20 protein-coding genes and 1 pseudogene are annotated in these 25,100 nt (G+C 72.4%); 6 read left to right on the plus strand and 15 right to left on the minus strand.

What is annotated here, in order from left to right; all coding sequences use genetic code 11:
* Nucleotides 1-139: 139 nt before the first annotated feature.
* Together BS83_RS41805 and BS83_RS13940 are read right to left on the minus strand one after the other, a co-directional pair.
* A complete protein-coding gene (locus tag BS83_RS41805; protein ID WP_051943028.1) occupies nucleotides 140-625 on the minus strand; it encodes a hypothetical protein in 486 nt (161 codons plus the stop codon).
* A gap of 84 nt (nucleotides 626-709) precedes the next feature.
* On the minus strand, nucleotides 710-1,360 hold the full coding sequence (locus BS83_RS13940; protein ID WP_037608894.1) for a TetR/AcrR family transcriptional regulator: 651 nt from the start codon (nucleotides 1,358-1,360) through the stop codon (nucleotides 710-712).
* A 60-nt stretch (nucleotides 1,361-1,420) separates the two neighbouring features.
* Here BS83_RS13940 and BS83_RS13945 point away from each other — a divergent pair, with 60 nt between their 5' ends.
* Nucleotides 1,421-3,028, plus strand: a complete 1,608-nt coding sequence (locus tag BS83_RS13945) for an FAD-binding oxidoreductase (RefSeq protein WP_037604210.1) — start codon at nucleotides 1,421-1,423, stop codon at nucleotides 3,026-3,028.
* 89 nt (nucleotides 3,029-3,117) lie between these two features.
* Here the strand turns inward: BS83_RS13945 and BS83_RS13950 are convergent, their stop codons facing one another.
* Entirely contained in the window at nucleotides 3,118-3,954 is an 837-nt protein-coding gene (locus BS83_RS13950) for an SAM-dependent methyltransferase (RefSeq protein ID WP_051943029.1), read from the minus strand.
* Nucleotides 3,955-4,359: 405 nt separating this feature from the next.
* On the minus strand, nucleotides 4,360-6,618 hold the full coding sequence (locus BS83_RS13955) for an arabinofuranosidase catalytic domain-containing protein (RefSeq protein WP_084713467.1): 2,259 nt from the start codon (nucleotides 6,616-6,618) through the stop codon (nucleotides 4,360-4,362).
* A gap of 257 nt (nucleotides 6,619-6,875) precedes the next feature.
* Between BS83_RS13955 and BS83_RS13960 the strand changes: the two genes are divergently transcribed.
* Nucleotides 6,876-7,913, plus strand: a complete 1,038-nt coding sequence (locus BS83_RS13960; RefSeq protein WP_037604212.1) for a LacI family DNA-binding transcriptional regulator — start codon at nucleotides 6,876-6,878, stop codon at nucleotides 7,911-7,913.
* 234 nt (nucleotides 7,914-8,147) lie between these two features.
* Here BS83_RS13960 and BS83_RS13965 read toward each other — a convergent pair whose 3' ends face one another.
* From BS83_RS13965 to BS83_RS13990, 6 genes and pseudogenes are all read right to left on the minus strand, one after another.
* Complete coding sequence (locus tag BS83_RS13965; protein ID WP_037604213.1) at nucleotides 8,148-9,242, minus strand: aldose epimerase family protein; 1,095 nt, start codon at nucleotides 9,240-9,242, stop codon at nucleotides 8,148-8,150.
* Between the two features lie 88 nt (nucleotides 9,243-9,330).
* Nucleotides 9,331-10,422 carry a LacI family DNA-binding transcriptional regulator gene (locus tag BS83_RS13970; RefSeq protein WP_051943030.1) on the minus strand — a complete coding sequence of 364 codons (1,092 nt, stop codon included), beginning with the start codon at nucleotides 10,420-10,422 and terminating at the stop codon, nucleotides 9,331-9,333.
* 76 nt (nucleotides 10,423-10,498) lie between these two features.
* A complete protein-coding gene (locus tag BS83_RS13975; protein WP_037604214.1) occupies nucleotides 10,499-11,536 on the minus strand; it encodes an ABC transporter permease in 1,038 nt (345 codons plus the stop codon).
* On the minus strand, nucleotides 11,533-12,498 hold the full coding sequence (locus BS83_RS13980) for an ABC transporter permease (protein WP_037604215.1): 966 nt from the start codon (nucleotides 12,496-12,498) through the stop codon (nucleotides 11,533-11,535). Before BS83_RS13980 ends, BS83_RS13975 begins: the two co-directional genes overlap by 4 nt.
* Nucleotides 12,499-12,995: 497 nt before the next feature.
* A pseudogene (locus tag BS83_RS13985) lies at nucleotides 12,996-14,543 on the minus strand (sugar ABC transporter ATP-binding protein); the annotation flags it as partial.
* Nucleotides 14,544-14,631: 88 nt separating this feature from the next.
* Entirely contained in the window at nucleotides 14,632-15,747 is a 1,116-nt protein-coding gene (locus BS83_RS13990) for an ABC transporter substrate-binding protein (protein ID WP_037604217.1), read from the minus strand.
* A gap of 760 nt (nucleotides 15,748-16,507) precedes the next feature.
* Between BS83_RS13990 and BS83_RS49125 the strand changes: the two genes are divergently transcribed.
* Both BS83_RS49125 and BS83_RS14000 read left to right on the plus strand, forming a co-directional pair.
* Nucleotides 16,508-16,756, plus strand: coding sequence for a transposase (locus tag BS83_RS49125; protein WP_084713471.1), 249 nt, complete (start codon nucleotides 16,508-16,510; stop codon nucleotides 16,754-16,756).
* A 95-nt stretch (nucleotides 16,757-16,851) separates the two neighbouring features.
* The gene (locus BS83_RS14000) at nucleotides 16,852-17,952 is read left to right on the plus strand and encodes a glycoside hydrolase family 18 protein (protein WP_232248290.1); all 1,101 of its coding nucleotides are present in this window, start codon (nucleotides 16,852-16,854) and stop codon (nucleotides 17,950-17,952) included.
* Nucleotides 17,953-17,962: 10 nt separating this feature from the next.
* Here BS83_RS14000 and BS83_RS14005 read toward each other — a convergent pair whose 3' ends face one another.
* Entirely contained in the window at nucleotides 17,963-20,470 is a 2,508-nt protein-coding gene (locus BS83_RS14005) for a bifunctional polysaccharide deacetylase/glycosyltransferase family 2 protein (protein WP_332262332.1), read from the minus strand.
* A gap of 858 nt (nucleotides 20,471-21,328) precedes the next feature.
* On the opposite strand from BS83_RS14005, the gene BS83_RS14010 reads away from it, so the two are divergent.
* Both BS83_RS14010 and BS83_RS47505 read left to right on the plus strand, forming a co-directional pair.
* Nucleotides 21,329-21,538, plus strand: a complete 210-nt coding sequence (locus BS83_RS14010) for a hypothetical protein (protein WP_157597175.1) — start codon at nucleotides 21,329-21,331, stop codon at nucleotides 21,536-21,538.
* A gap of 267 nt (nucleotides 21,539-21,805) precedes the next feature.
* Entirely contained in the window at nucleotides 21,806-21,925 is a 120-nt protein-coding gene (locus BS83_RS47505; RefSeq protein ID WP_232248292.1) for a beta-xylosidase family glycoside hydrolase, read from the plus strand.
* A 143-nt stretch (nucleotides 21,926-22,068) separates the two neighbouring features.
* Here BS83_RS47505 and BS83_RS14015 read toward each other — a convergent pair whose 3' ends face one another.
* The 4 genes from BS83_RS14015 to BS83_RS14030 all read right to left on the minus strand — a co-directional run bounded on the left by BS83_RS14015 (nucleotide 22,069) and on the right by BS83_RS14030 (nucleotide 25,077).
* Nucleotides 22,069-22,353, minus strand: coding sequence for a hypothetical protein (locus BS83_RS14015; protein WP_037604222.1), 285 nt, complete (start codon nucleotides 22,351-22,353; stop codon nucleotides 22,069-22,071).
* Nucleotides 22,354-22,512: 159 nt separating this feature from the next.
* The gene (gene hypE / locus BS83_RS14020) at nucleotides 22,513-23,598 is read right to left on the minus strand and encodes a hydrogenase expression/formation protein HypE (protein ID WP_051943031.1); all 1,086 of its coding nucleotides are present in this window, start codon (nucleotides 23,596-23,598) and stop codon (nucleotides 22,513-22,515) included.
* Nucleotides 23,591-24,730, minus strand: coding sequence for a hydrogenase formation protein HypD (gene hypD, locus BS83_RS14025; protein WP_037604223.1), 1,140 nt, complete (start codon nucleotides 24,728-24,730; stop codon nucleotides 23,591-23,593). Before hypD ends, hypE begins: the two co-directional genes overlap by 8 nt.
* On the minus strand, nucleotides 24,727-25,077 hold the full coding sequence (locus tag BS83_RS14030; RefSeq protein ID WP_037604224.1) for a HypC/HybG/HupF family hydrogenase formation chaperone: 351 nt from the start codon (nucleotides 25,075-25,077) through the stop codon (nucleotides 24,727-24,729). The genes hypD and BS83_RS14030 overlap by 4 nt, the downstream gene beginning before the upstream one ends.
* Nucleotides 25,078-25,100: the final 23 nt, after the last annotated feature.

The raw sequence follows: 25,100 nt of genomic DNA on the forward strand, positions 1-25,100 counted from the left end.
CCGACCCGCGGCGTGGCGCGTGCTCCTCAGTGAGACGTCTGAGTGCCGTCGCCGCGGCCGCGCTCGGCATTGTCATCCACGGGTCGCGACGCTCATGCCGGCCATGCGGCCGCCGGCGGAAACGCCGGTGCCTCCGGTGTCAGTAGTGCCAGCGGTAGCGGCCGTTGACCTCGCTGCAGACGATCCGGTTGCCGTGCGAGTCGACCGTCGAGAGGCCGTCGTCGGCGTGCGGGCAGAACTCCCCCGCGTGGTAGAAGTTCCCGCTCGGCGATTTGATCACCGCGCCCCCACCGGAGGAGGTCCCACCCGTCGAGCTCCCGCCCGAGGTGCCGCCCAAACTCCCGCCGGAGCCGCCGCTGCGGCGGGTGGAGCCGGAGGTGTGGGTCGGCGCCGGGGTGCGGGGGTGCGTCGCCGCGACGGTCGGCCGGGCGGACGGGGACGCCGACGGGCTGGCGCTGGGGGTCGCCGCCGGGCTGGTGGTGGCCTCGCCGGTGACGACGGAGCGGGTGGTGACGGCGACGGTCGGGGATGCGGCCGCGTCGCCGCTCGACGTCGTGGTGGGGCCGCAACCGGCGAGGGCCAGGAGCACGGCGGCAGCGGCGGTGCGTATGGGGAGGCGCTTCATCCCGGCAGCCTCCCGCGTCTGTGAGGGGATGGTGTGCAAAGTTGCCGGGTCGTGACCTTCCGTCCAGGCCCGCTGCCGGACCTGCTACGCCCCGTCGGCAAGGTCGGCCCCCTCGACGGCAAGTACCGTGCCGCCGACGGCGAAGAGCCGCGCGCAGCGCTGCGCCATCGCCTCGGGCGACTGGTCGGGGTGGTGGATCCACCAGCGGACCAGGGCGGTGGTGAGGCCGCGCCAGGCGTACTTGAGGGCGTCGGCGTCGAGCGGGTCGTGCGAGCCGGCGGCGCGCAGCAGGTCGGCGGTGCCGGCCGCGGCGAGGTCGTCGATCGCGCCGCGGTAGTGGGCCGCCCGGTGGGCGACCTCGCTGTCGGGCGGCAGCGATTCGGCGTAGAGGACGAACCAGGCCTCCCGCTGCCCTTCGAGGGCGGTGAACAGGCCGTGCAGTACCCGGATCGGCGTCGGCCGCGCGCCGGGGCCGGCGTCGGCCATCGCGTCGCGGATGGCTTCCAGCAGCCGCTCGCCGACCGGTTCCAGGCAGGCGAGGTAGAGGTCCTGCTTCGCGCCGAAGTACTGGTGCAGCAGCGGCTTGGTGACGCCCACGCGCGCGGCGATGGCGGCCACGGTGGTGGCCTCGTAGCCGTGGCGGCCGAACTCCTCGGTCGCCGCGGCCAGGACCTGTCGTTCGCGGTCGGCCCGTGCGACGCCCTTGGTGCCGGCCTTGGGGTGGGACGTTGTCATGACCGGCATCTTACCCTAGGGTAATTTACCCATCGGTCATATCAAACCTGGAGCACGCGCATGTCCGCATCCCCGACCGCCCCCGGCGCCGCCCGCGCCCGCTCCTGGTGGGGCTGGGGCTACAGCGACGCCCACCCCGACGACGCGGAGTGCCTCGCCCTGGGAAGCCTCCTGCCCGGCACCCTGGCCGCGCCGCTGCCCGTCCCCCGGGTGGCCGACCTCCGCATCGGGCGCCCGGCCGTCTCCGCGCCGGACTCCCTGGCACACCTGGTCAGCGAGGATCCAGGGACGCGCGCCGCGCACGCCATGGGCAAGGCCTACCGTGACGTCATCCGGGCGCTGCGCGGCCGGCCGGGCCGGATTCCCGACCTGGTCGCCCGGCCGCGAAACGAGCAGGATGTCGCCGACCTGCTGGAGTGGGCCGGCGGTCCCGGCGTGGCCGTGATCCCCTTCGGCGGCGGGTCCTCGGTGGTGGGCGGGGTCGAGTACCGCGGCGACGCCCACCGAGCCGTGCTGTCGCTCGACCTGACCGCGATGGACCGGATCCTGGAGATCGACACGACCAGCCGGGCCGCCCGCATCCAGGCGGGTGCGCTCGGCCCGGTGCTGGAGGAGCAGCTGCGGCCGCACGGCCTGACTCTGCGTCACTTCCCGCAGAGCTTCGAGTTCTCCACCCTCGGCGGCTGGCTGGCCACCCGGGCAGGCGGCCACTTCGCCACCGGCCCCACCCACATCGACGACTTCGTCCAGTCGATGCACGTGGTCACGCCCGCCGCCGCGGGTTCCTCCTGGCGGCTGCCGGGATCCGGCGCCGGCCCCTCGCCCGACCGGCTGTTCCTCGGCTCCGAGGGCACGCTCGGCGTCATCACCGAGGCCTGGATGCGCCTGCAGGAGCGCCCGCGGCACAAGGCGTCGGCCTCCGTGGCCTTCTCCGACTTCCGGCGGGCGCTGGACGCGGTGCGCTCCCTCGCCCAGTCCGACCTGGCCCCCGCCAACTGCCGCCTGCTCGATCCGGGCGAGGCCGCGCTGTCCGGGGCCTCGCGCGACGGCTCCAGCGTCCTGGTGCTCGGCTTCGAGTCCGCCACCGCGCCGGTCGACGACCGGTTGGCGATCGCCCTGGAGCTGGCCCGCTCCCACGGCGGGCGTGGGCCGGCCGAACCGGCGCAGGGCCACGGTGCCGAGGCCGACACCGCCGTGGACGCCTGGCGCTCCGCGTTCCTCCGGATGCCGTACCTGCGCGACGGCCTGGCCCGGATGGGGGCCGTCGTGGAGACCTTCGAGACCGCCGCCACCTGGGACCGGATCCCGGCCCTGATCGACGCCGTCCGGACCGAGGTCGGTGCCGCCGCCGCGAAGGCCACCGGGCACACGGCGACCGTCAACTGCCGCCTGACGCACGTCTATCCCGACGGCGCCGCACCCTACTTCACCGTGGTCGTCGGCGGCCGCCCGGGCGACGAGGTCGCGATCTGGGACGACGTCAAGGCCGTCGCGGGGGACGTCCTGCACCGCCACCGCGCCACGATCACCCACCACCACGCCGTCGGCCGCGACCACCGCCCCGGCTACGACCTCCAGCGCCCGGAGCCGTTCGCCCTGGCACTGCGCGCGACGAAGGCCGCCCTGGACCCGCACGGCATCCTCAACCCCGGCGTCCTGCTCGACTGAACAGCAGCAGGATCGACCCGCCCCGGGGCACCGAGCGGCCGCGGCACCGTACGGTCGAGCAGGTCACGGGGAGCCACGGACGCGTCCGGTCAGACCTTCAGGCCAACTCCGGCGTAGAAGGACACCTGCGCGTCCGTCACCTCGTCCGGCAGCCGCTCGTCGCCGTCGTCCGGACGCCAGCGGTGGGCGGTGACGATGCCGGGCTCCCAGAGGTCCAGGCCCTCGAAGAAGGTGGCGAACTCCGCGCGGGACCGCAGCTGGAGCGTGGTGCCCACCTGGTTGTAGATCTCCTGGACCTTGGGCGCGCCGTCCGGGTCCAGTTCGGCGGTGGCGTGCGAGAGCACCAGCGCCGAGCCGGCCGGGAGCGGCTCGAAGAGGCGGTCCACGATGGCGCGGGCCTCGCGGATGTCCGGCACGAAGTGCAGCAGGGCCACCATCGACAGCACCACCGGCTGTCCCAGGTCGAGGGTCTGCGCCAGCTGCGGCGCGGCCAGGATCGCGTCGGGGTCGCGCACGTCACCGTGGATGTAGGCGGTCCTGCCCTCGGCGGAGCTGGTCATCAGCGCCCGCGAGTGCGCCAGCACCACCGGGTCCTTGTCCACGTAGACCACGCGCGCCTCGGGGGCCACCGACTGCGCGACCTCGTGGAGGTTCGGCGAGGTGGGGATGCCGGTGCCGATGTCGAGCCACTGCCGCAGACCGTGCTGCGCCAGCGCCCGGGTGGACCGGCGCATGAACGCCCGGTTCGCCCGCACGGCGGTCCTCATGTTCGGGAAGACCGTGAGCACCCGCTCGCCGGCCTCGCGGTCCACCGCGTAGTTGTCCTTGCCGCCGAGGAAGTAGTCGTACATCCGGGCGCTGTGCGGCACATCCTGCTGGATGTGCGTGCTGAGCGGCGCCTCGGAGCCAAGGTCCCCCGCAGTCATCCCGCACTTCCCTTCACCCCAGGCGATCTCCCGTCGCCAGAAGTGTAGTCAAGTGCTTGATCAAAAAGGCAACTTCTCCGGCCGTTCACCCACCGGAGGACGCCGCGTCAGGTGGGCCTGCTCTCGATGGCCAGCCACGCGAGCAGCAGGAACAGCGGGGTCAGCAGAACGAAAACAGTGAAGGCAAGCAAGGGAGACTCCCTGGGGCCGGATCCACGTCTGGCTACGCCCCCACCCGTCGCACCCTACGCCACGGGGACGTCCGGCACACGGATACGCCCGTTCCCCCCACCCCAATGGACCCGCATTCCTGGTCCTCCCGGGTGAAAGACGCCTGGCCCGGCGGGCGGGAGCGACGGAGTGCCCGTCGCGCCCGCCCGCCGGGGGTTCAGCAGCGCCGTGCGGTCAGTGCAGGGCGAACTTCTGCGCGGAGCTGCCGTTGCAGGTCCAGATCTGCAGCCGGGTGCCGTTGGCCGTGTTGCCGCTCGGATCGTCCAGACACAGACCCGACTGCGGATTCAGCAGCGAACCGTCCGACTGCTGCACCCACTTCTGACCACCCACCCCGTTGCAGTCCCACAACTCCACCGGTGTACCGGCCGCCGTCCCGTTGCCGTTGATGTCCAGGCAGCGCCCGAGCGTCCGCAGCGAGGTGTCGGCGTTGTGGAACCAGTGCTGGTCGACGGCGTAGGACTGGCAGCCCCACAGGTCGATGGCGGTGCCGTTCGCGCCGTTGTCGTCACCGATGACGTCCACGCACTGGCCGCCGGGGCCCACGACCGGCGCGCCGCCGTCGACCGCGAACTTCTGCGCGGAGCTGCCGTTGCAGGTCCAGATCTGCAGCCGGGTGCCGTTGGCCGTGTTGCCGCTCGGATCGTCCAGACACAGACCCGACTGCGGGTTCAGCAGCGAACCGTCCGACTGCTGCACCCACTTCTGACCACCCACCCCGTTGCAGTCCCACAACTCCACCGGCGTGCCCGCCGCCGTCCCGTTGCCGTTGATGTCCAGGCAGCGCCCGAGCGTCCGCAGCGAGGTGTCGGCGTTGTGGAACCAGTGCTGGTCGACGGCGTAGGACTGGCAGCCCCACAGGTCGATGGCGGTGCCGTTCGCGCCGTTGTCGTCACCGATGACGTCCACGCACTGGCCGCCGGGGCCCACGACCGGCGCGCCGCCGTCGACCGCGAACTTCTGCGCGGAGCTGCCGTTGCAGGTCCAGATCTGCAGCCGGGTGCCGTTGGCCGTGTTGCCGCTCGGATCGTCCAGACACAGACCCGACTGCGGGTTCAGCAGCGAACCGTCCGACTGCTGCACCCACTTCTGACCACCCACCCCGTTGCAGTCCCACAACTCCACCGGCGTGCCCGCCGCCGTCCCGTTGCCGTTGATGTCCAGGCAGCGGCTGATCGTGCTGAGCGAGCCGTCGGCGTTGTGGGTCCAGTGCTGGTCCTCGGCGTAGGACTGGCAGTTCCACAGCTGGACCGCCGTGCCGTCGACGCCGGTGTCGTCGGCGGCGACGTCGACGCACTGGCCGCCGGGCCCCGCGATGGTGCCCTGCGGGCCGTTGGGCACGTTGGTCTCCCCCGCGTAGCCGACGGAGACGATGTTCGACTGGACCGCGTTCTCGGTGGCGTCGCTCGAGAAGCCGGAGACCATGACGCCCTCGAAGAAGGTGCCCATGTTCCAGTTGCTGTTGTCACCGCCGGTGCCCAGGATGATGCCGCCCTCCTGGTGCATCGGCATGTAGCCGCCGCGGGTCGGCAGCGCGCCGTTCCACCAGGTGGAGAGGCCGCCCGACTGCGAGTTGCCGCCCTTGAGGGCGTAGGTCGTCTGGCCGTTGTCCTTGAGCACGGCGGTGACGTAGGTGCTGCTGTTGCCCGCGTTGGCGGTGTTGGAGCCGTTGTTCCCCTGGAACATGCCGTTCTCCATGTCCGCCTCGACCCAGGGGCCGGAACCGGTGCACGGCGGGAAGTAGCAGGTGGTGGCGAGACTGACGGCGTCCATGTGCCCGTTGCCGGTGTCGGACGGGGTGCTCTCGGCGTTGCCGTAGTCGAAGCAGCAGGCCGAGCCGACGTGCGTGCCGCTGGCGACCATGTAGGCGCCCTCGGCCTGGCCGTTGACCGCGACGCCGGAGGCCGCGCCGGTGTAGCGGTAGCCGACGCCGGGCGAGATCCACACGCCGTACACCTTGTGCCCGCCGGCGGTGACGGCGATCTCGCTCGCGTCGGCACCGCGGTCCGCGCCCATGCCGGAGGTGCCGGACGGGCCGGGGGTCAGGTCGTTGTGGCGCGAGGTCTGGTCGTAGATCCGGGTGATCCGGCAGCTGGACCCGGCGCAGAAGGCGTCCTGCTGGCCGGAGTTGGCGTACCCGCCGGCGGCCAGCAGGCCGATGTCGGCGGTGGCGCCGTCGGAGACCCTGGTGACCTGGTAGAGCGGGCCGTTGTAGGAGGAGAACAGGGCGCGGACGGTGCTGTGCGCGGCGACGCACGGGGTGCCGCCGGAGGCGTACAGATCGCAGGGCAGCGATCCGGCCGCGTGCCCGACGGCGGGCAGGCCGACGAGCGCGGCGAGGACGAGCGCGAGCGTCGCCACGGCCGAGCGGACGGCCAGGCGTATCCGGCGGAGGGGTCGGGGCGGGCCGCCGGGAGTGGGGTGACTGGACATGGTGGCTCCTGGGGTGGAGGGGAGCGAACAGCGGAAGGGACCTTGCGCGGGCCTTGCTCTGGCCTTGCTGGGCATTGCCGAACCGGTGCGCGGTCGGGGCGCGGCCCGTGGCGGCGCCCGCGCTCCACCCGGCGTCCGACGGATGCGGCAGACCTGACGGCAGATCACCGGTGACCTTGTATTCTCACGTTGTAGTCGCGGCGCAGGTGCCGGCCCCGCTCCCTCGCGCACGGTCGGCGGAAAGTGGGGGTGCAGGCATGTCCGTGCCGACCGAGGGTCCGACGGCACCACGTCTCAAGGACGTGGCCGAGCTCGCCCAGGTGTCCGTCAAGACCGTCTCCAACGTGGTCAACGGCACGACGCCGGTGGCCGAGCCGACGCGCGAGCGCGTCCAGCGCGCCATCGACGCGCTCGGCTACCAGCCGAACGTGACGGCCCGTCGGCTGCGCACCGGCCGCAGCGGAGTGATCGCCCTGGCCTTCCCCGAGCTGCCTTCGCCCTACTTCGCGGAGCTCGCCGTCGAAGTGATCGCCGCCGCGAGACGGGTCGGCATCACCGTGCTGATGGACGACACGGGCGGGGACCCGGCGGCCGAGCTGCGCATCGCCTCCGGTCTGGGCGATCCGATGATCGACGGGGTGATCCTCAGCCCGCTCGGCCTGGACCAGGCGACGCTGCTGTCCCGCTCCCGCGAGATCCCGCTGGTCCTGCTCGGCGAGGCCGACCTGGGCCCGGTCGCGGACCGGGTGCACATCGACAACGTGGCGGGAGCGCACGCGGTGACCCGGCACCTCATCGACGAGGGTTACCGCCGCATCGCCGCCATCGGCTGGCAGGACCCCTCCCCGCGCGCCACCGCCGAGCAGCGGCTGTCCGGCTACCGCACGGCGCTGGAGGAAGCGGGCCTGACGGTCGATCAGGCCCTGCTGCCGCCGGTGCGGGCCTACTTCCGCCCCGACGGCGCCTCGGCGATGCGCCGCCTGCTGAAGCTGCCGCAGCGGCCGGACGCGGTGTTCTGCTTCAACGACCTGCTGGCCCTGGGCGCGCTCCGCGCCGCGCACGAGGCCGGCCTGCGCGTCCCCGACGACATTGCGATCGTCGGCTTCGACGACGTCGAGGAGGCCGAGTACGCGATCCCCTCCCTGACCACGGTGGCCCCCGACAAGCGCCACATCGCGGAACTCGCGGTGCGCTGCCTGATGGAACGGATCGAGGGCCGGTACGACGGCCCGAGCCGACTGATCACGCCGGGCTACCGCGTCGTGGTGCGCGAGAGCAGCACCAGCTCGCGCTGACGCGCGGTCATGCGTGCAGCAGGATAAGTCGGGCGGACACGGGCGACCGGCACCGGACCGACTCGGCACAGGTCGCCCGTTCCCCCCGCCCGCCTGCGGTCGCGCCACGCCACGTGCGAGCCAGGCGCGGCGCGCCTGCGTCGCAGAGCCGAGCGGGCGTTCCGATCCCGGCCTCCGGCGGGAGGGCGCAGCCGGGGCGGCGGGGACAGGCGTCGGGTGGCGGGTCATCGAGGTTCACCGTTCCTCGGCGCGTGCGGAGAGGTGGGGGAAGCGGAACTCCGTGGTGCTGTGACGGGCCGTGCCCGGGCGGAGCACCGGGTCGGGGTAGTCCGGGCGGTTGGGGGCGTCGGGGAACTGCTGGGTTTCCAGGCACACCGCGGCGTGGCGCTCCAGGCGCTTGCCGTCGGGGCCGCGCAGGGAGCCGTCGAGGCTGTTGCCGGTGTAGACCTGGAGGCCCGGCTCGGTCGTCCAGACCTCCATCCGGCGTCCGCCGCGCGGATCGTGGAGCCTGGCCGCGCGGCGCAGCGCGCCCGGGCCCGGCGGCGGGGCGAGCACGAAGCAGTGGTCGTAGCCGCCGGCCGCGGCGAGCTGCGGATCGTCCTGGCCGATGCGCTCCGCGAGGACCCGCGGCTCGCGCAGGTCGAAGGCCGTGCCGGCGGTCGCGGTCGGCGCGCCGAGCGGGATGGATTCGGCGTCCACCGGCAGATAGGCGTCGGCGTCCACCGCGAGCCGGTGGCCCAGGACGTCGCCGCGGCCGGGCCCGCCGAGGTGGAAGTAGGCGTGGTGGGTGAGGCTCACCGGGGTGGCCCGGTCGGTACGGGCGGTGAGGTCGAGGCGCAGGGTGCCGTGCCGGTCCAGGGTGTAGACGGCGGCGACGTCGAGGGTGCCCGGGAAGCCCATGTCGCCGTCGGGGCTGCGCAGGTCGAGCCGGAGCGCGGCCGCCTCGGGCCCGGGCTGGGGGGTGGCCCGCCAAAGGCGGCGGTTGAAGCCGTCAGGGCCGCCGTGCAGGGCGTGGCCACGGTCGTTGGGCGGCACCTGGCGGGTGACCCCGTCGAGGGTGAACCGGCCGTGCGCGAGGCGGTTGGCGTAGCGGCCGACGAGGGCGCCGAGGTAGGCGGTGTCCGCCCGGTAGGCGGCGAGGTCGGCGAGACCGAGCACGACGGTGTCGGAGCGGCCCGAGAGGTCGGGCACCTCGAGACGGTGCAGGATGCCGCCGTACTCGAGCACCTCCGCCCGCACGCCGGTCCCCGAGTCGAGGATCCAGCGGGCGACGGCGGCGCCGTCCGGCAGGGCGCCGAACGGGGCGCGGGTCAGCTGGGGCTGCGGCATGGGGTCCTTCTCGTCCTTCTCGTCGTGCGCGGCGGGGAGGGGCGGGATGCGGATGACTGGTCGTCAGGAGTCTTCGCCGGGTGCGGGGTCACGGATCGACGCAGCCGCCCGGGGCCGCGGCCGTGGCCAGTCCGGGCGCCGCGGGCCGGTGCGCGGGGGCCGCGCGGCCCGTGGTGGACTCGCGGACGACGAGAGTGTGTCCGGGCAGGATGCGGCGCGGGAGGATCGGTGCCCGGTCGGGGCCGGCCTCGATCCGGGTGATCAGGCAGTCGACGGCGAGGCGCGCGATCGCCGCCTTGTCGGGGGCGACGGTGGTCAGCGAGACGCCGCCGTAGCGGCCGTCCTCGATGTCGTCGAAGCCGACGACGGCCACGTCCTGCGGGACCCGCAGGCCGCGTTCGGCCAGGACCCGCAGCGCGCCCAGGGCGACCAGGTCGTTGTAGGCGAACACCGCGTCGGGCGGTTCGGGCAGGTCGAGCAGCCTGGTCATGGCCACCGCGCCGTCGAGCCGGTCGTAGCCGTCGGTGGCGACCACGAGGTCATCCCTCGGTGTGCCGCCGGCCCGCAGGATCTCCTCGCGCCAGCCGCGCAGCCGCAGGTGGGCGGGTTGCCGGAGGCTCTCGCGGCGTGCGCCGACGAAGGCGATCCTGCGTCGGCCCAGGTCGATGAGGTGACGCACCGCCAACCGGGCGGCGGCGACGTTGTCGATGGCGATGTGGTCGTAGGGGGCGTCGTACTCGCGTTCGCCGAGCAGCACCAGCGGGGGGCCGTCCGGGCGGCTGAGCAGATCCTCGTTCTCCAGCTGGATCGGGCTGAGGATCAGCCCGTCGATGAGGTGGGAGCGGAAGCCCTGCGAGACCAGGGTCTCGTTCACGCGCCGTCCGGCCGTGTGGTCCAGCAGCACCGTGTGCCGGTGGTGCGCCGCGGCGTCGATCACGGCCGCGGCGAGGTCCGCGAAGTAGGGGTTGCCCAGTTCGGGGACGGCCAGGGCGATGATCCCGCTGCGGCCGGTGCGCAGATGACGGGCGGTGGCGTTGGGTCGGTATCCCAGCTCATCGATGGCGCGCTGGACGCGCTCCCTGGTGCCGGGTCTGATGTGGGGGTAGTCGTTGACGACGTTGGAGACGGTCTTGACCGACACTCCCGCGCGCAACGCGACGTCCTTGAGGCTCACGCCCACGGCGCTGCTTCCCTCGACTTCCTTGTGCTCGGCGGCCCGACGGCCGGTCTCCCGACCGTCGGCTGGGGGGCGCTGGTCACTCCTCCTGCCGGCCGCGGTCGAGCAACGCCTGGGCGAGCACGACCAGGGCGAGGAAGCCGCCGTTCACGGTGTCGGTGAACGCGGAGCCGTACTGGGAGGCGTACTGGTCGATCAGGTTGTGGATCACGGCCAGCAGCAGGACGCCGCTGACGGTCCCGCCGACCGAGCCGCTGCCGCCGGTGAGCAGCGTGCCGCCGATGACGACGGAGGCGATGGCGGTCAGCTCGTAGCCGATGCCGATGGTGGTGACCCCGGAGCCGAGGCGGGCGCTGCCGAGCGCTCCGGCCGCGGCGGCGAGCGTCGCGGAGAGCACGTAGACCAGCAGCTTGCTGCGGACGACGGGCAGGCCCATCAGCCGCGCGGCGTTCTCGTTGCCGCCGATGGCGGTCAGGTCCGCGCCGAACCTGGTCCGGGTGAGCAGCACGGCGCCGAGGCCGAACAGGACCGCGACGATCAGCACGGGGGTCCAGGTGCCGGCGCCGAGGCTGCGGAAGGCGGAGCCGGCCGGGACCAGGTAGGTGGTGGCGCCCTCGCTGGTGACCAGTTGCAGCAGGCCGCGGGCTCCGAGGAGTCCGGCGAGGGTGACGATGAACGGCGCCATCCCGGCGCGGGCGACGAGCAGGCCGTGCACGGCTCCCCAGGCCGCGCCGACGGCCAGCGGCAGCAGGATCGCCAGCCAGGTGCCCTGCGTCTGCGCGCCGTAGGCGGCGAGTACGCCGCCGAGGGCGTACATCGAGCCGACGGAGAGGTCGATGCCGCCGGTGATGATGACGAAGGTCATGCCGAGCGCGAGCAGCCAGACGAAGGCGTTGTTGCCCAGGATGGCGCTGAGGTTCGACCAGGTGGGAAAGGTGGCCGACACCGAGGAGGCGACGACGGCGACGAGCACCAGCACCACCAGCGCGCCGCGGCGCTGCACCTGGGCGGCGAGCCGTTCGCGCCGCTCGCCGCCGGTCGGCGTGGTGGCGCGGGGCGTCCGCCGGGGTCCGGGTTCCTGGTCCGGTGGGGCGGAGGTCAGGACGGTGGGGCTCATCGGGTACCACGCTCCTGGGAGGCGTACACGGCGAAGCAGATGATGGCGGCCTCCACGATCTGGGTGACGGAGGTGTGCACGTTGTGCTGGGTCAGCACGGCGCTGATCAGCTGCATGAACAGCGCCCCGGCGACGGTGCCGAGCACCCGCACCCGGCCGCCGGTCAGCGGGGTGCCGCCGACGACGACGGCGGTGATGGCGTCGAGCTCCATGTTCAGGCCCTGGTTGGCCGGGTCGGCCTCGGCGCCGTGGCCGACGATGAGCGCGCCCGCGAGGGCGGCGAGAACGCCGGAGAGCAGGTAGACGGTGAGCAGCACCCGGCGCACGGGGAGTCCGGCCAGGCGGCCGGCGCGCCGGTTGTCGCCGACCGCGACCAGCTGACGTCCGAAGGTGGTGCGGTGCACCAGCACGCCGGTCAGCGCGACGCAGACGGCGGCGAGCCAGGCCATCAGCGGAACCCCGGCGAACCCGTCCGCGCCGAGCGAGAGCAGGGCGGAGTCGGTGACGGGCTTGGCCGAGCTCCCGTTGACCAGTTCGGCCAGGCCGCGCACCCCGATCATCAGGGCGAGCGTGGCCACGATGGGCTGGACCCTGGTGAAGGCGACCATCGCCCCTGCGGCGAGCCCGCTCACCGCGCCGAGCGCGAGGGCGACGAGCAGGGCGACCGGGAGCCCCCAGCCCAGGTACAGCGGAATGACGGCGGCGGACAGGGCGATGACGGCCCCGACGGAGAGGTCGATCCCCTCGGTGCCGATCACCAGCGCCATGCCGAGGGCGACCAGTAGCGTCGGGGCGACCTGGAACAGCTGGATCCGGATGTTGCCCGCGGACAGGAAACCGGTGTCCAACGCGACGGAGACCGCGAACAGCACGACGAGCGCGGCGTAGACGCCGTAGCTCTGGAGCAGTCGCAGGCTGCGGTCACGGTCACGGACGATGTCCGCGAATCCGAGGGCGGTCATCGGGAGGTGCCCTTCCTCTGGGGGTACTCGGACGCGGCGGATGCCGCGCCAGGCGCGCCGGGATCGGCAGAGCCGCCCGCCTCGGCCATGCCCTTGGGCTCGACGGGATTCCCGTCGGTTTCCTCGGCCCGGACGAGCACGGCCGCCTCGGCGGCGCCCGGCTCGGCGGAATCGCCGGACACTCGGCGGACCTGCTCCAGATCGGCCTGGTCGGCATCCGCGGCCCCGGGCCCTCCGGCTCCGAACTCGGCGGAATAACCGGCCGCATCGGCGGCCCCGCCCTCCCGGGTTCCCGGCTCGGCTGAATCACCGGACAGGCCGCGGGCCTGCTCCCGACCGGGTGAGTCGGCATCAGCAGCCCCGGGGCCCTCAGCTCCGGACTCGGTGGAATCACCGGCCGTGCCAGGGCCTTGCGCCGGGGTGCGCGCGCCGGAGGCGGCGGCTTCGGGCGCCTCGCTCGCGGCATGGGCCGCGAGGGTGTCCGGCGCCGGGCCGGACGGGTCCGCCGCGCCTGCGGCCAGGGCGGTGAGGAGGCCGGATTCGCTGACCTGGTCGCCCGTCAGTTCACCGACGACCGTGCCGTCCTTCAGGACGACCACGCGGTCCGAGCCCTCGATCAGTTCCTCCGGGTCGGAGGAGATCAGCAGGACGCCGAGGCCGTCCGCCGCCAGTTCGTCGATGAGGGCCTGGACCTCGGCCTTCGCGCCGACGTCGATGCCGCGGGTCGGCTCGTCCAGCAGCAGCACCTCGGGGTCGAGGCAGAGCCAGCGGGCGAGCAGTACCTTCTGCTGGTTGCCGCCGGAGAGGTCGCTGACCTTCTGGTCCGGGCCGGAGGTCTTGATCCGCAGCCGCCGCACGAAGCGGTCGACGATCTCGTCCTGGCGGGCGCGGGACACCACGCCCGCACGGGAGAGGCGGGGCAGGGCGGCGAGCACGATGTTCTCGCGGACGGAGAGGTTCGGGATGATCCCCTCGACCTTGCGGTCCTCCGGCAGCAGCACCACGCCCGCGCGGATCGCCGCGGCCGGGCTGCGCCGGGTCAACAGGCGGCCGGCCACCTCGACGCGGCCCGCGGCCGCGCCCAGCGCGCCGACGACCGCCTTGGCGGTCTCACTGCGTCCGGAGCCCAGCAGGCCGCCGAGCCCGACCACCTCGCCCGCGTGCACGTCGAAGGAGACGCCGTCGATCCGGTGGCGGACCGTCAGTCCTTCGGCGCGCAGCGCGGGCGTCCCGTCGGCGTGGCGGCGGTGTGCGCTCCCGAACGCGGTGGTGCCCTTGGCGCGCACCACGCTCTGCTCCCGGCCGAGCATCAGGGAGACCAGTTCCAGCCGTTGCAGCCCGGCCAGCTCGCCGCTGTGCACGACCCGGCCGTCGCGCAGCACGGTCACCTGGTCGCAGACGGCGTAGAGCTCGTCGAGCCTGTGGCTGACGTAGACGACGGCGATGCCCTGGGCGGTGAGGCCCCGGATGACCCGGAAGAGCGTCTCCACCTCGCGCGGTTCGAGCGAGGAGGTGGGCTCGTCCATGATCACGACGCGGGCATCGACCTGCACGGCGCGGGCCAGTGCCACCATCTGCTGCGCGCCCAGCCCCAGCGTCTGCAGCGGACGGGTGACGTCCACGTCGACGCCGTAGCGGGCCAGGACCTGCGCGGCCTCGCGGTTCATCCGGCGGACCTCGAGCAGCCCGAGGCGGCGCGGTTCCCGGCCCAGGAAGAGGTTGCGCGCCACCGACATCATCGGGACGAGGTTGACCTCCTGGTAGATGGTGGAGATCCCCGCCTTCTGCGCCTCCAGCGGGCTGCGGAACTCCCGCTCCCGGCCGCCGAAGCGCAGGCCTCCGGCGTCGGGCCGGTGGACGCCGGTCATCACCTTGATCAGCGTCGACTTGCCGGCGCCGTTCTCTCCGACGAGCGCGTGCACCTGGCCGGCGCGCAGCGTCAGGTTCACCCCCTGCAGGGCGTGGACGCCGGCGAAGCTCTTGTCGATCCCGGACGCCTCCAGGACGGGGTGGTCGGCCGGGTCGGTGCGGTCCGCGAGGACCATGTCGCACCTCCTCCTTCGGGGGCGGGCGCGGGGAGACGGCGGCGCGCTGCGGACGCCGTCTCCCGGTGCGCGGGTGGTGGCAGCTCCGTCAGTAGACGAGGCCCTGGGCCAGCGCCTGCTGGGCGTTGGCGCTGGTGAAGTGGCCGTCCTTGATGATCACCTTGGACTGGACGCCGGTGCCGCCGTAGAGGTCCTGGAGGGACTGGAAGGCGAGCGGTCCGAAGCGCGGGTTGGTTTCGATGTCGGCGACCAGCTGCCCGGCGACGACGTCCTGTACGGCCTGCTGGATCCCGTCGATCGAGACGATCTTTATGTCCTTGCCCGGGGTCTTCCCGGCGGAACGGATCGCCTGGATCGCACCGAGGGCCATCTCGTCGTTCTCGGCGTAGACGGCGTTGATGTCCGGGTGCGCCTGGAGCAGCTGCTCCATGACCTTCTGGCCGTCGGTCTGGTCGAAGTTGCCGGTCTGCGAGGCCACGACCTGGATGTTCGGGTACTTGGCCTTGACCTCGTCGAGGAAGCCGTTGGTGCGGTCGGTGGAGACGTTGTTGCCGGGGGTGCCTGAGAGGATCGCCACGTGGGCGGTGCTGTCGGTCGCGCCCGCCAGGTCGTCGGCGGCGATCTGCGCCTGGCCGTAGAAGTTGGAGCCGATGAACGCCACAAAGTCGCTGCAGGCGGAGCCGGTGACGGTTCTGTCGATGGTGAGCACCGGGATCTTCTTGGCCTTGGCCTGGGCCAGCGCCGGTCCGAGGCCGTCTGAGTTCTCCGGAGCCACGCTCAGCACCTTCGCGCCCTGCGCGATCATGTCCTCGATCTGCGAGTTCTGCGCGTTGACGTCGGCGTTGGCGTTGCGCTCGATCAGCTTGACGCCCAGCTTCTTGGCCTGGGCCTCGATGCTGGAGGTCTCGGTGGCGCGGAACGGGTTGCTGGTGGACTCGGACTGGGAGAACCCGACGATCGTCCTGCCGTCGGTGATGTCCAGCTTCGGGACGCCGCCGCCGTAACTCTGGTACGTGCAGGCGGGCCCGGCGGCGCTCGCCGAGGGCGAGACCACCTGCTGGGCGGCCGCGGAGTTCTCCGCGCTCGCGGAGGAGCCGCCGGAGGCCGTGGTGGAGCCGGCGTTCGTGCAGGCGGCCGCCGTCAGGCAGAGGCCCGCGGCGAGCAGGGCGGCGACGGGGGTCTTGGCGCGCAGGGTGGGGTTCATGCGCCCGATCACATCCTTGACTGCGAGAGGGAAGGGTGGAGGAAGGTGCGCGAGGGGCACGGCGGGGGCGTCCGCGGCTGCCTGACTACCCGCCGGTTTCCAACGATGTAGAGGACCATGAAGCATGGCCGACTCGCTGTCAAGAACCTTGGTGCGAAGGGTGCTTGACCTCCCCTCGGTTGAACGGGCGCGAAGGTTCAGGCATTTCACCAGGTCATTGCCGCCCTGAGGAGGATCCGTCGGGCCCGCGCGCAGAGTGTCCGAGATGGCCGGTGAGCGAGAGGTCTGGACAAGCCCTGAGCAGCGTGCTGTCATGCTCGTGTCCTGTTTCCAACGTTGTGCAAAAGGGCGGGGCGCGCAGCGCGCACCCAGCCCCTCCTGGCAAGTGGTCGGATCAGCCGGTGAACGTGTGGTGCGGCATCGTGTTCCGGTACGTCTGTGTGGAGGGCTGGTCGTCGAACCAGTGGCCGAGCACCTGCCCGACCGGAACGGTCACCGGCTGCTCCGCGCTGACGTCACTTTCCGCGACCTGGCAGACCTGCTCTCACGGTGCGCCGGGGGGTGCACGCCGAGGAGGAGGCGCGCCGAGACGCGCCGTCTCCCCCGTCGGCCCTCCGCCCCGTGGCCCGACCGACCATCGGGCCCGTCCGGGGCCTCGGTGAGCCAACGCCCGGGGCCCCGGACAATCCCCGAGCCGGCCAGAGCCCCCAGAGTCACCGGGACCTGGGCCATGTGATGCTCACGCAGTTCGTGCGTGAACATGGGGAACCTCCTCCCCCGGATTGTGGCTCACCGGTCTTCCGGGGCGGCCTTGGAGCGCCTGAAGTTGTGCTGTTTCAGGCAGCGGGTGGCTCCGCTGTTGCCACCCGCTCCCGAGCGATGCCGCCGCCTCCCCGGACGACTGCGGATTCCCGACCGAGCGGCACTCGCTGGCGTCATGTACGTGCTGCGGACCGGTGCCGCATGGCGCGACGTCCCTAGGCGACTGACCCTCGCCAGTCCCGAGTAGGTACAGACCATTGACGGAGTGTCGGACTCCACTCCACCCTGTGATCCACGCACGCACCCCCCACAGTCCCTGTCCCCTGGAGGCAAGGAATGCGCATGCACACAGGCCGTCTCAAATCTCTGGCAGGAGCCGCTCTCCTGGTGGGCGCGGCGGTGACCGGGACGGCCGCCGCGCCCGCGGCGCAGGCGGCAGCCGCGTCCTCGATTCAGGTCTACGGGGCGTGGCACTGCGGTAACGATGCCTGTACCTGGGGCACCGTCCGCAACATGACCGACTTCGACACCAACAACCACTGGCTGATCGACCGCGGCGACGGACACCCGTCCGTCAACCTCGTCGTCCTCGCCTTCGTCGACCCGCTCAAGCTGCTCAACAGCACCAACGACTCCGGCGACGTCAACGGCGCACCGGTCGGCATGAACCAGGCCGTGGTCAACTACTTCACCAGCCACGGCGTTCGCGTGATGCTCTCGATCGGCGGGATCACCTACACCGGCAACTGGGACACCGCCCTCAGCCAGAACCCCACTCTGCTGGGGCAGAAGGCCGCAGCTCTGGCCACGCAACTCGGTGTCGGCATGGAGATCGACTACGAGAACTCCTCCAGCCCCGACGTTACCGGCCTGCAGTCCTTCATCACTGCCTACCGGGCCGCCCACCCTTACGACGCGACCGGTTCGAATCCGGCCGCACGTCTGACGATCGACCTCGCCGCCGGCGACCGCTACCTGATCGCGCTGACCCAGTACGCCACCCCGAACTGGCTCAGCACCGCCAACCCCGTGCTCGATTACGCCAACGCGATGGTTCCCAACAAGCAGCCCTCGACCAGCGGAGCCGAGTCGAACTGGCAGGAGCACATCACCGGCAAGCCGAACTACAGCCCGCCGATCGCCCCGCTCGCCCCCGCGAAGTTCACCGGCAGCGTCTACCTCGCGGGCCAGCCCCAGGTACTGCCCGAGTGCAACAACTTCGCGTCCTCGCTGGAGAACACCACCGGCAGCTGGCTCCAGGCGGCGGCCCCTGCAGGCGCCGGGTCCACCTCCGGGATGCTCGGCTACATGTTCTGGGCCGCTGAGATGCCCTCCACCCGCGGCGTCACCACGGACCCGCCCAACACCTGCCAGGGCGGCGTCGGCGTCGGCTCCAGCACCTACAACGTCCCCGTCCCGATGCCCGCGCTCCGCCAGAACTGACCGTCGGGCCTCAGCCCGACCAGTGCCCCGACTGCGGGTCCTGACCATTGGGCCAGGACCCGTAAGGCGGCTGAACGACCTGCTGCTCGGGCCAGTGGCCCGACTGGTGCGGGTACTGCGGCGGCTGCACGTAGCCGGGCTGCTGCGGGTACGCCTGGGGAACCGGTTCGTAGTACGAAGGCTCCGGGCTGCCCGCCGCGTAGAACGTGGGCTGCGTCTCGGCGCGCACCTCGTCCAGCCACTCTTGGCCCAGGTTCAAGCCGGACCCCTGCCCGGGGATCGGGATGTTGGTCAGCTGCGTCCCCGGTCCGGTCTGGGTGAAGCTCCCGACCGGCGCGCCCAGGCCGGTCGGGGCCTGGAGGGAGCCGTAGCGTTCCATCCGCTGCCAGCGCAGCCGGACGCCGGCCACGGCCGTGATCGCGGACTGGATCACCACCAGGTACATCAGCTGCCGGTAGACGAACTGCTGCAGCGGCAGGCTCCACAGCGCACCGGGGCGCTCGCCGTCCAGGCGGAACGCGTAGAGCCCCATCAGCAGTTGCAGGGCCAGGAAGCCGAACCAGAGACCGAGCACGTGCCAGGGGTCGAGGAAGACCAGCCCGTAGAGCGCGAAGATGTCCACCACCGGCGCCAGCAGCGGCAGCAGCACCTGGAAGAGCAGCAGGTAGCCGAGGCCGCGGCGGCCCAGCTTGCCCGCCGCGCCGCCCTGGAGCAGCGCGCCGCGGTGCTTCCACATCGCCTGCATCGTGCCGTAGCACCAGCGGTAGCGCTGCCTCCACAGCGCCCCCAGCGACGCCGGGGCCTCGGTCCAGGCGACGGCCTGCTCCTCGTAGACCACCCGCCAACCGTCCCGGCACAACGCCATGGTCAGGTCGGTGTCCTCCGCCAAGGTGTCCTCCGCCAGGCCGCCGACCCGTTCCAGCGCCTCGCGGCGGAAGCCGCCGACCGCGCCGGGCACGGTGGGCATGCACTCGGCCAGGTCGAAGAGCCTGCGGTCCAGGTTGAAGCCGACCACGTACTCGATGTGCTGCCAGCGCCCCAGCAGACCACCACGGTTGACCACCTTCGCGTTGCCCGACACCGCGCCCACCTTGGGGTCGGCGAAAGGCTGGATCAGCTTCCTGACCGCGTCCGGTTCGAAGACCGTGTCGCCGTCCACCATCACCAGCAGGTCGAACGAGGCGTTCGCGATGCCGGTGTTCAGAGCGGAGGGCTTGCCGCCGTTCTCCTTGCGGATCACCCGCACCCCGGGCAGACCCAGTGACTCGGCGATGTCCGCGGTGCCGTCCGAGGAGCCGTCGTCCACGACCAGGATCTCCACCGGATGGTCCTGTGCCACCAGCGAGCGCACCGCCGCCTCGATGCCCGCGCTCTCGTTGTAGGCGGGCACGATCACCGTCGCCGGCTCGGTGACGGGGTCACCCCAGGCGTACTGCGAGAGGCGCTTGTGGCGCCGGGCCGCGATCACACTGACCACGGCGCGCAACACGCTCAGGCCGCCGGCCGCGTACATGAACCAGCCGAGGACCGTCAGCAGCCAGTGGCTGCCCAGCAGTGCCCAGATCAGCGCCAGGCCCGTCCAGTGGTCCACCGAGGGCGCCTTGGTCATCGGTGCGGAGAGCCCGGTCGTCGCGCTGACCGTGCCGACCGTGAGCCCTTGCTGCTGGTACCGCGTCAGCAATCGATCGAGTGCCGCCACGGACTGCGAGCGATCCCCGCCCGCGTCGTGCATGAGCACCACCTGCCCAATGGGCAGCTTTCCGCTCCGCACACCTGGGAGAGCGCCGTTGGCGACGATCTTCGCTACGCCGGGGCGCTGCCAGTCCTCGGTGTCCCGCGTGGTCAGGACGGTCAGGTAGCCCTCGCTGCCGGCCTGCTGGACCGCCGCCCAGTCGGCGTCGTCGAGCGAGTCGTTGCCCGCCGAGTAGGGCGGACGCAGCAACGTCGTGGTCCGCCCGGTCGCCCCGGCGATGGCCAGCTGCGTCTCACGCAACTGCAGCGTGCGCTGCCACGCCGGGATCAGGCCCAGATTCGGGTGGGTGAAGGTGTGCACCCCGAGCTCGTTGCCGTCCGCCACGATCTGCGACGTCACGCCGGGATGGGCGCTGACGTTCTCGCCGATCACGAAGAAGGTCGCGTGCACGCCGTGCCGGCGCAGCACCGCAAGGATCTGCGGGGTCCACGTCGGGTCCGGACCGTCGTCGAAGGTCAGCGCGACGGTGCCCGGCCGCGGGCGCGCGGTACGCGGCGTCCCGGCCGCCCCGCCCTGGGGGGCGAGCACCGGCCCACCACCGACGACCGCGCCCGGAACGTGCACGGATGTCCCCTGCGTCATGCCCGCACCGTCCGGCGTGCTGCCGAACATGTGCTGGGTGTAGCCCTCGATAAGCAGCGCAAGCGTCAGCGTCACCGCGAGCGTGCCGAGCAGCAGCCAGTGCGTCCGCAGCGGCACCTCACGGACCGAACGACGCCGACCGCGACGAGCCGAGGGAGAAGAAGCATTCATGGTGCGGCTCACGCCTTCTTGGTCGGGTGGTTCGACGCCCCAGGCGGCGTGGCGGTGTGGGTGCTGCGCCCGTGGGCCGCCGTGGCACTGGCGCTCGGCACCGCCGAAACCGTCGCAGGGGCGGACGGCGTGGGCCCCGGAACGGGCGCACCTGCCGACGTGGAACCAGCGCCCGGCGTGACTCCTCCCGCCCCCCTCGACTGCCCTGTGTCCCCGGTCGCCCCACCGCCGGCGCCGACCGTGGTGCGGCTTCCCGGCCCAGCACCCCCGCTCTGCTGCGCGCCTCCGTCACCCGGTGCGCCCTTCGAGGGTGCTGCCGCAGGCGCATGGCTCGCTCCCGGGGCACCGGGTAGCGGCAGATACGGCGAGTCGACGGTGGGACCTCCCAGCGCAGTGCTGACCAGAAGTCCGACATAACCGATCGCGGGCACCATCAGGACACGTCCCAGCCGCCGCACCCGGCGCTGACGGCGACCCGTGGCGTCAACGAACACGGGCCGCACCAACCCCCGCCGAACGGCGGGGGTACCCATCGGACCCGGCGCGGATGTCGAACCCACTGATTCCTTCTGCACAAGCACGGAACCCTAGTCGCGGCAGGAGCATCCGTCATACCGCGGTCCCGCCTACCGCCCCCCCAACTGGGGGGAACGTACCCGGGCAAGCGATGCGCGCGTGCTGCCTTCGGCCGGTCCCGGCCGAGTGGCAATCCGCCCGAGTAGGCCAAGCGGCCGGCTGATCAGGGCCGAAGGACCCAAGCGCGCACGGCAGGTCTCAGGCGCACGCTGGAGGTCGACCATCCGACGCGCGTCCTCCGGCCAGAGTCCGCCGTCCGCGCCAGTCGCGGCATTCCGGATACCGGTGAGCACCATGACCTTCGAGCTCAAAGCCGAGTACGAGTTCCGCGCCGTCCTCGCCTGGCACGTGGTGCCGCAGGGCGATTCCACGAGCCTCTGCGGCACGCCGCTGGCCCCGAGAGCCGAAACACGCGACGTGGCTGCCTTGCACAGACTGAGCAACCGGTGCCGCCCGTGCGAGATCCTCTACACGCCGCGGCTGGGAATGTGGCGGGCAGGGTGAGTGCAGCCCCGCTACGGGGCGCTGCCGAACCCCCGACCCTCCTCGGAGGGGCGACCCAGCATCGGCACCTGGCCGGCGGGGGTGGGATCGGCGAGGGAAGCGGGACGTCCCCCCTCCTCGACCGACCCCGGAGGCATACCAGGAACCTCCGGTCCGACGAAGCTGCCCGATCGAGGAGGGAACCGCCCCGCTCACAGCGCGCATCAAGCTGCGCTGCCGGGCCCGGCCACCACATCCGGCAGCCGCGCCGGCTGCACCGCCGTGATCGTGTCCAAGCGCGCCGCGAGCCCCGCCTTCACCGGCGCCTTTGTCGGCCTGTGGGTCCAGGACCTCGGCGCGGACGGCGGCTACGCCGACTTCGACCACGCCACCTACCGGACGCTGTGAGGCGCAGCCTCCAGGGGCGCGAGGACTGCGCGACAAGCCACCCACGAACGGATGGTCCCCGGGGTGCAGGGCCACCCGCACACGGTGGTCGCCCGCGGTTCGGCGCCGGGTGGTGGGTGTGTTCCGCAGGCGCGGGTCGGGACTCAGCCGGCGCCGCGCTGGTACTCCTCGTTGAGCTGGTAGCCCACCTGGTAGGTGCCGTTCTTGATCTGACGGTCGATCTCGTAGCAGGCGAAGGCGATGGCGGGGCTGCTGGAACTCGCCACGTCGGCGCGTCCCTGCGCCTGGCACGCTGCCTGGGCGTTGGTGCCCCAGTAGTTCCCGACCACGACCCACACGGTCTGTGCCGAGGCGGCGGGCGCCGCGACGGCGAGCGCCGAGGTGATCGCGGCCGCCGTCAGGCCGGCCCGGAGAAGTGTCGTGCGCATGCGGCACACCCTTCGTGAGATGCGGATGCGAATGCGGCCCGGCGGCCGCGCCCGTCAGCCTCGCAACCGCAGCGTCGAGCCCACCAACGTTTCGGCCTGGCCCGAAACGACTCCGCCCTCCGGCGGGCCGGAGGGCGGAGCGCGCGTGGCGGACGGCGGTCAGCAGATGCGCGGCAGCTGCTCGCCGAGCGGGAGGTCGACCACGCGGGTGCCGCCCAGGCCGGTGCGGGCGACGACCATGCCCGGGTGCTGGTCGGTGCACTCGCCGATGATCGCGGCGCGCGCGCCCAGCGAATGGGCGCGCAGCGCGGCGAGCGCGGCCTCCGCCTGCTCGCGGGGGACGAAGGCGACCAGCTTGCCCTCGTTCGCCACGTACCAGGGGTCGAGGCCGAGCACCGCACAGGCGTTGGCCACCTCGGGCGGCACCGGCACCGCGCGTTCGTCGACGCTCACGCCGACGTCGGCGGCCACTGCGATCTCGTTCAGCGCGGCGGCCAGTCCGCCGCGGGTCGGGTCGCGCAGCACGTGGACGTCCGGCACGGCGGCCAGCAGCGCCTGGACCAGACCACCGAGCGGGGCGCAGTCGCTGACGATCTCGACGCCGAACTCCAGGCCCTCCCGCACGCTCATCACCGCGACGCCGTGGACGCCCAGGTCGCCGCTGACGATCACGACGTCGCCGGGCCTGGCCCGCTGCGGGCGGATGTCGACGCCGGGGGCGACCAGGCCGAGCCCCGAGGTGTTGAGGTAGACGCCGTCGCCGTGGCCGGACTCGACGACCTTGGTGTCGCCGGTGACCACCTCAACCCCGGCCCGCCGGGCCGCCGCGCCCAGCGCCTCGGCCACGCGGGTGACCGTGTCCAGGCCGACGCCCTCCTCCAGCACGAAGCCGCAGGCGAGGTAGGCGGGCGTGGCGCCGCTCATGGCCAGGTCGTTGACGGTGCCGTTGACCGCCAGGTCGCCGATGCTGCCTCCGGGGAAGAAGAGCGGCCGCACCACGAAGGTGTCGGTGGAGAAGGCGATCCTGGCCCCGCCCAGGTCGAGCACCGCGGAGTCGCCGAGCTGGGCGAGGTGCGCGCCGCCGAAGGCGGGGGCGAACACGTCGCGGACGAGTTCGGCGGAGAGCATGCCGCCCCCGCCGTGGCCCATGACGACCCGCTCGGCGTTGCGCAGCGGCGTGGGACAGCTGAACTTCGAGAAGTCCGGGCTCTCCCGGTCCGCGTCGGTGGTGAGGATGTCAGCCAACGGGGCTCGCCTCCATGGCAGTCGGCGCAGCGGCCGCGACGGGTCCGCCGAGCCGGCGGTAGAGGTAGTAGGCGGCGCAGGCGCCCTCGCTGGAGACCATCGTCGCCCCCAGCGGGGTGCGCGGGGTGCAGGTCGTGCCGAAGGCCTCGCACTCGTGCGGCTTCAGCAGCCCCTGCAGCACCTCGCCGCTGCGGCACGCGGCCGGCTCCTGCGTCGCGATGTCGCCGACCTCGAAGCGGTGCTCGGCGTCGTAGGGCCGGTAGCGCTCGGACAGCCGCCAGCCGCTGGCGGGAATGGTGCCGATGCCGCGCCAGGGACGGTCGGTGACCTCGAAGACGTCCGCGAGCATCCGGCGCGCGGCCGGGTTTCCCTCCGGACGCACCGCGCGCTCATAGGCGTTCTCGACCCGGTGGTCGCCGCGTTCCAGCTGGATCACCGCGCGCCGCACGCCCTCCAGGATGTCCAGCGGCTCGAAGCCGGTGACCACGATCGGCACCCGGAACCGCTCGGCCAGCTCCGGGTACTCCTCGGTGCCCATGACGCTGCACACGTGCCCGGCCGCCAGGAAGGCCTGCACCCGGCAGTCGGGCGAGGTCATCAGCGCCTCGATCGCCGGGGGCACGCGGACGTGGGAGACCAGCATGCTGAAGTTCTTCACGCCCAGCTTCTCGGCCTGGTACACCGTCATCGCGTTGGGCGGCGCGGTCGTCTCGAAGCCGATGCCGAAGAAGACGACCTCGCGCTCGGGGTTCTGCTGGGCGATCCGCAGGGCGTCGAGCGGGGAGTAGACGACGCGCACGTCGCCGCCGTGGCTGCGGACCTGGAACAGGTCGCGGTCACTGCCGGGCACCCGCAGCATGTCGCCGAAGGAGCAGAAGATCACGCCGGGCCGGGAGGCGATCTCCAGGGCCTTGTCGATGGTCTCCAGCGGCGTCACGCACACGGGGCAGCCGGGTCCGTGGATCAACTCGACCTGCTCGGGCAGGAGCTGGTCGATGCCGTGCCGGATGATCGAGTGCGTCTGCCCGCCGCAGACCTCCATCAGTGCCCAGGGGCGGGTCGTCACGGCGTGGATCTCGTCCAGCAGTCGGCGGGCCAGCCGCGGGTCCTGGAACTCCTCGAGGTACTTCACGCCCGCGCCTCCTCGTCGCGCTGCGGGCCGCCGTGCGCGTCGCCGCCAGGGGCGTCGTCCGTCGGCTGCTCGGCCCCGGCGGCCTTCGCGGCGATCGCCCACTGGTCGCCGAACTCCTCCTCCAGCAGCCCAAGGCCCTCGAACAGGGCCAGCGTCTGCCGCGCCGACTCCTCGTCCAGGCGCTGGAGCGCGAAGCCCACATGGACGATGGTGTACTCGCCGACCTGCAGGTCGGGCAGGTACTCCAGGCACACCTCCTTGACCACGCCGCCGAAGTCGACGACGGCCATCCTGGTCCCTTCCCTGTCCTCGATCTCCAGGACCTTGCCGGGTACCGCCAGGCACATGGGCTGCTCTCCTCGGTTTCGCT

Source organism: Streptacidiphilus rugosus AM-16 (assembly GCF_000744655.1).
In the GTDB taxonomy this organism is placed as follows: domain Bacteria; phylum Actinomycetota; class Actinomycetes; order Streptomycetales; family Streptomycetaceae; genus Streptacidiphilus; species Streptacidiphilus rugosus.

What these genes read in the sequence shown, in the direction of transcription:
- BS83_RS41805 (WP_051943028.1), bottom strand. Translation starts at nt 625, where the DNA reads ATGAAGCGCCTCCCCATACGCACCGCCGCTGCCGCCGTGCTCCTGGCC.
- BS83_RS13940 (WP_037608894.1), bottom strand. Translation starts at nt 1,360, where the DNA reads ATGACAACGTCCCACCCCAAGGCCGGCACCAAGGGCGTCGCACGGGCC.
- BS83_RS13945 (WP_037604210.1), top strand. Translation starts at nt 1,421, where the DNA reads ATGTCCGCATCCCCGACCGCCCCCGGCGCCGCCCGCGCCCGCTCCTGG.
- BS83_RS13950 (WP_051943029.1), bottom strand. Translation starts at nt 3,954, where the DNA reads ATGACTGCGGGGGACCTTGGCTCCGAGGCGCCGCTCAGCACGCACATC.
- BS83_RS13955 (WP_084713467.1), bottom strand. Translation starts at nt 6,618, where the DNA reads ATGTCCAGTCACCCCACTCCCGGCGGCCCGCCCCGACCCCTCCGCCGG.
- BS83_RS13960 (WP_037604212.1), top strand. Translation starts at nt 6,876, where the DNA reads ATGTCCGTGCCGACCGAGGGTCCGACGGCACCACGTCTCAAGGACGTG.
- BS83_RS13965 (WP_037604213.1), bottom strand. Translation starts at nt 9,242, where the DNA reads ATGCCGCAGCCCCAGCTGACCCGCGCCCCGTTCGGCGCCCTGCCGGAC.
- BS83_RS13975 (WP_037604214.1), bottom strand. Translation starts at nt 11,536, where the DNA reads ATGAGCCCCACCGTCCTGACCTCCGCCCCACCGGACCAGGAACCCGGA.
- BS83_RS13980 (WP_037604215.1), bottom strand. Translation starts at nt 12,498, where the DNA reads ATGACCGCCCTCGGATTCGCGGACATCGTCCGTGACCGTGACCGCAGC.
- BS83_RS13990 (WP_037604217.1), bottom strand. Translation starts at nt 15,747, where the DNA reads ATGAACCCCACCCTGCGCGCCAAGACCCCCGTCGCCGCCCTGCTCGCC.
- BS83_RS49125 (WP_084713471.1), top strand. Translation starts at nt 16,508, where the DNA reads ATGGGGAACCTCCTCCCCCGGATTGTGGCTCACCGGTCTTCCGGGGCG.
- BS83_RS14000 (WP_232248290.1), top strand. Translation starts at nt 16,852, where the DNA reads ATGCACACAGGCCGTCTCAAATCTCTGGCAGGAGCCGCTCTCCTGGTG.
- BS83_RS14010 (WP_157597175.1), top strand. Translation starts at nt 21,329, where the DNA reads ATGACCTTCGAGCTCAAAGCCGAGTACGAGTTCCGCGCCGTCCTCGCC.
- BS83_RS14015 (WP_037604222.1), bottom strand. Translation starts at nt 22,353, where the DNA reads ATGCGCACGACACTTCTCCGGGCCGGCCTGACGGCGGCCGCGATCACC.
- BS83_RS14030 (WP_037604224.1), bottom strand. Translation starts at nt 25,077, where the DNA reads ATGTGCCTGGCGGTACCCGGCAAGGTCCTGGAGATCGAGGACAGGGAA.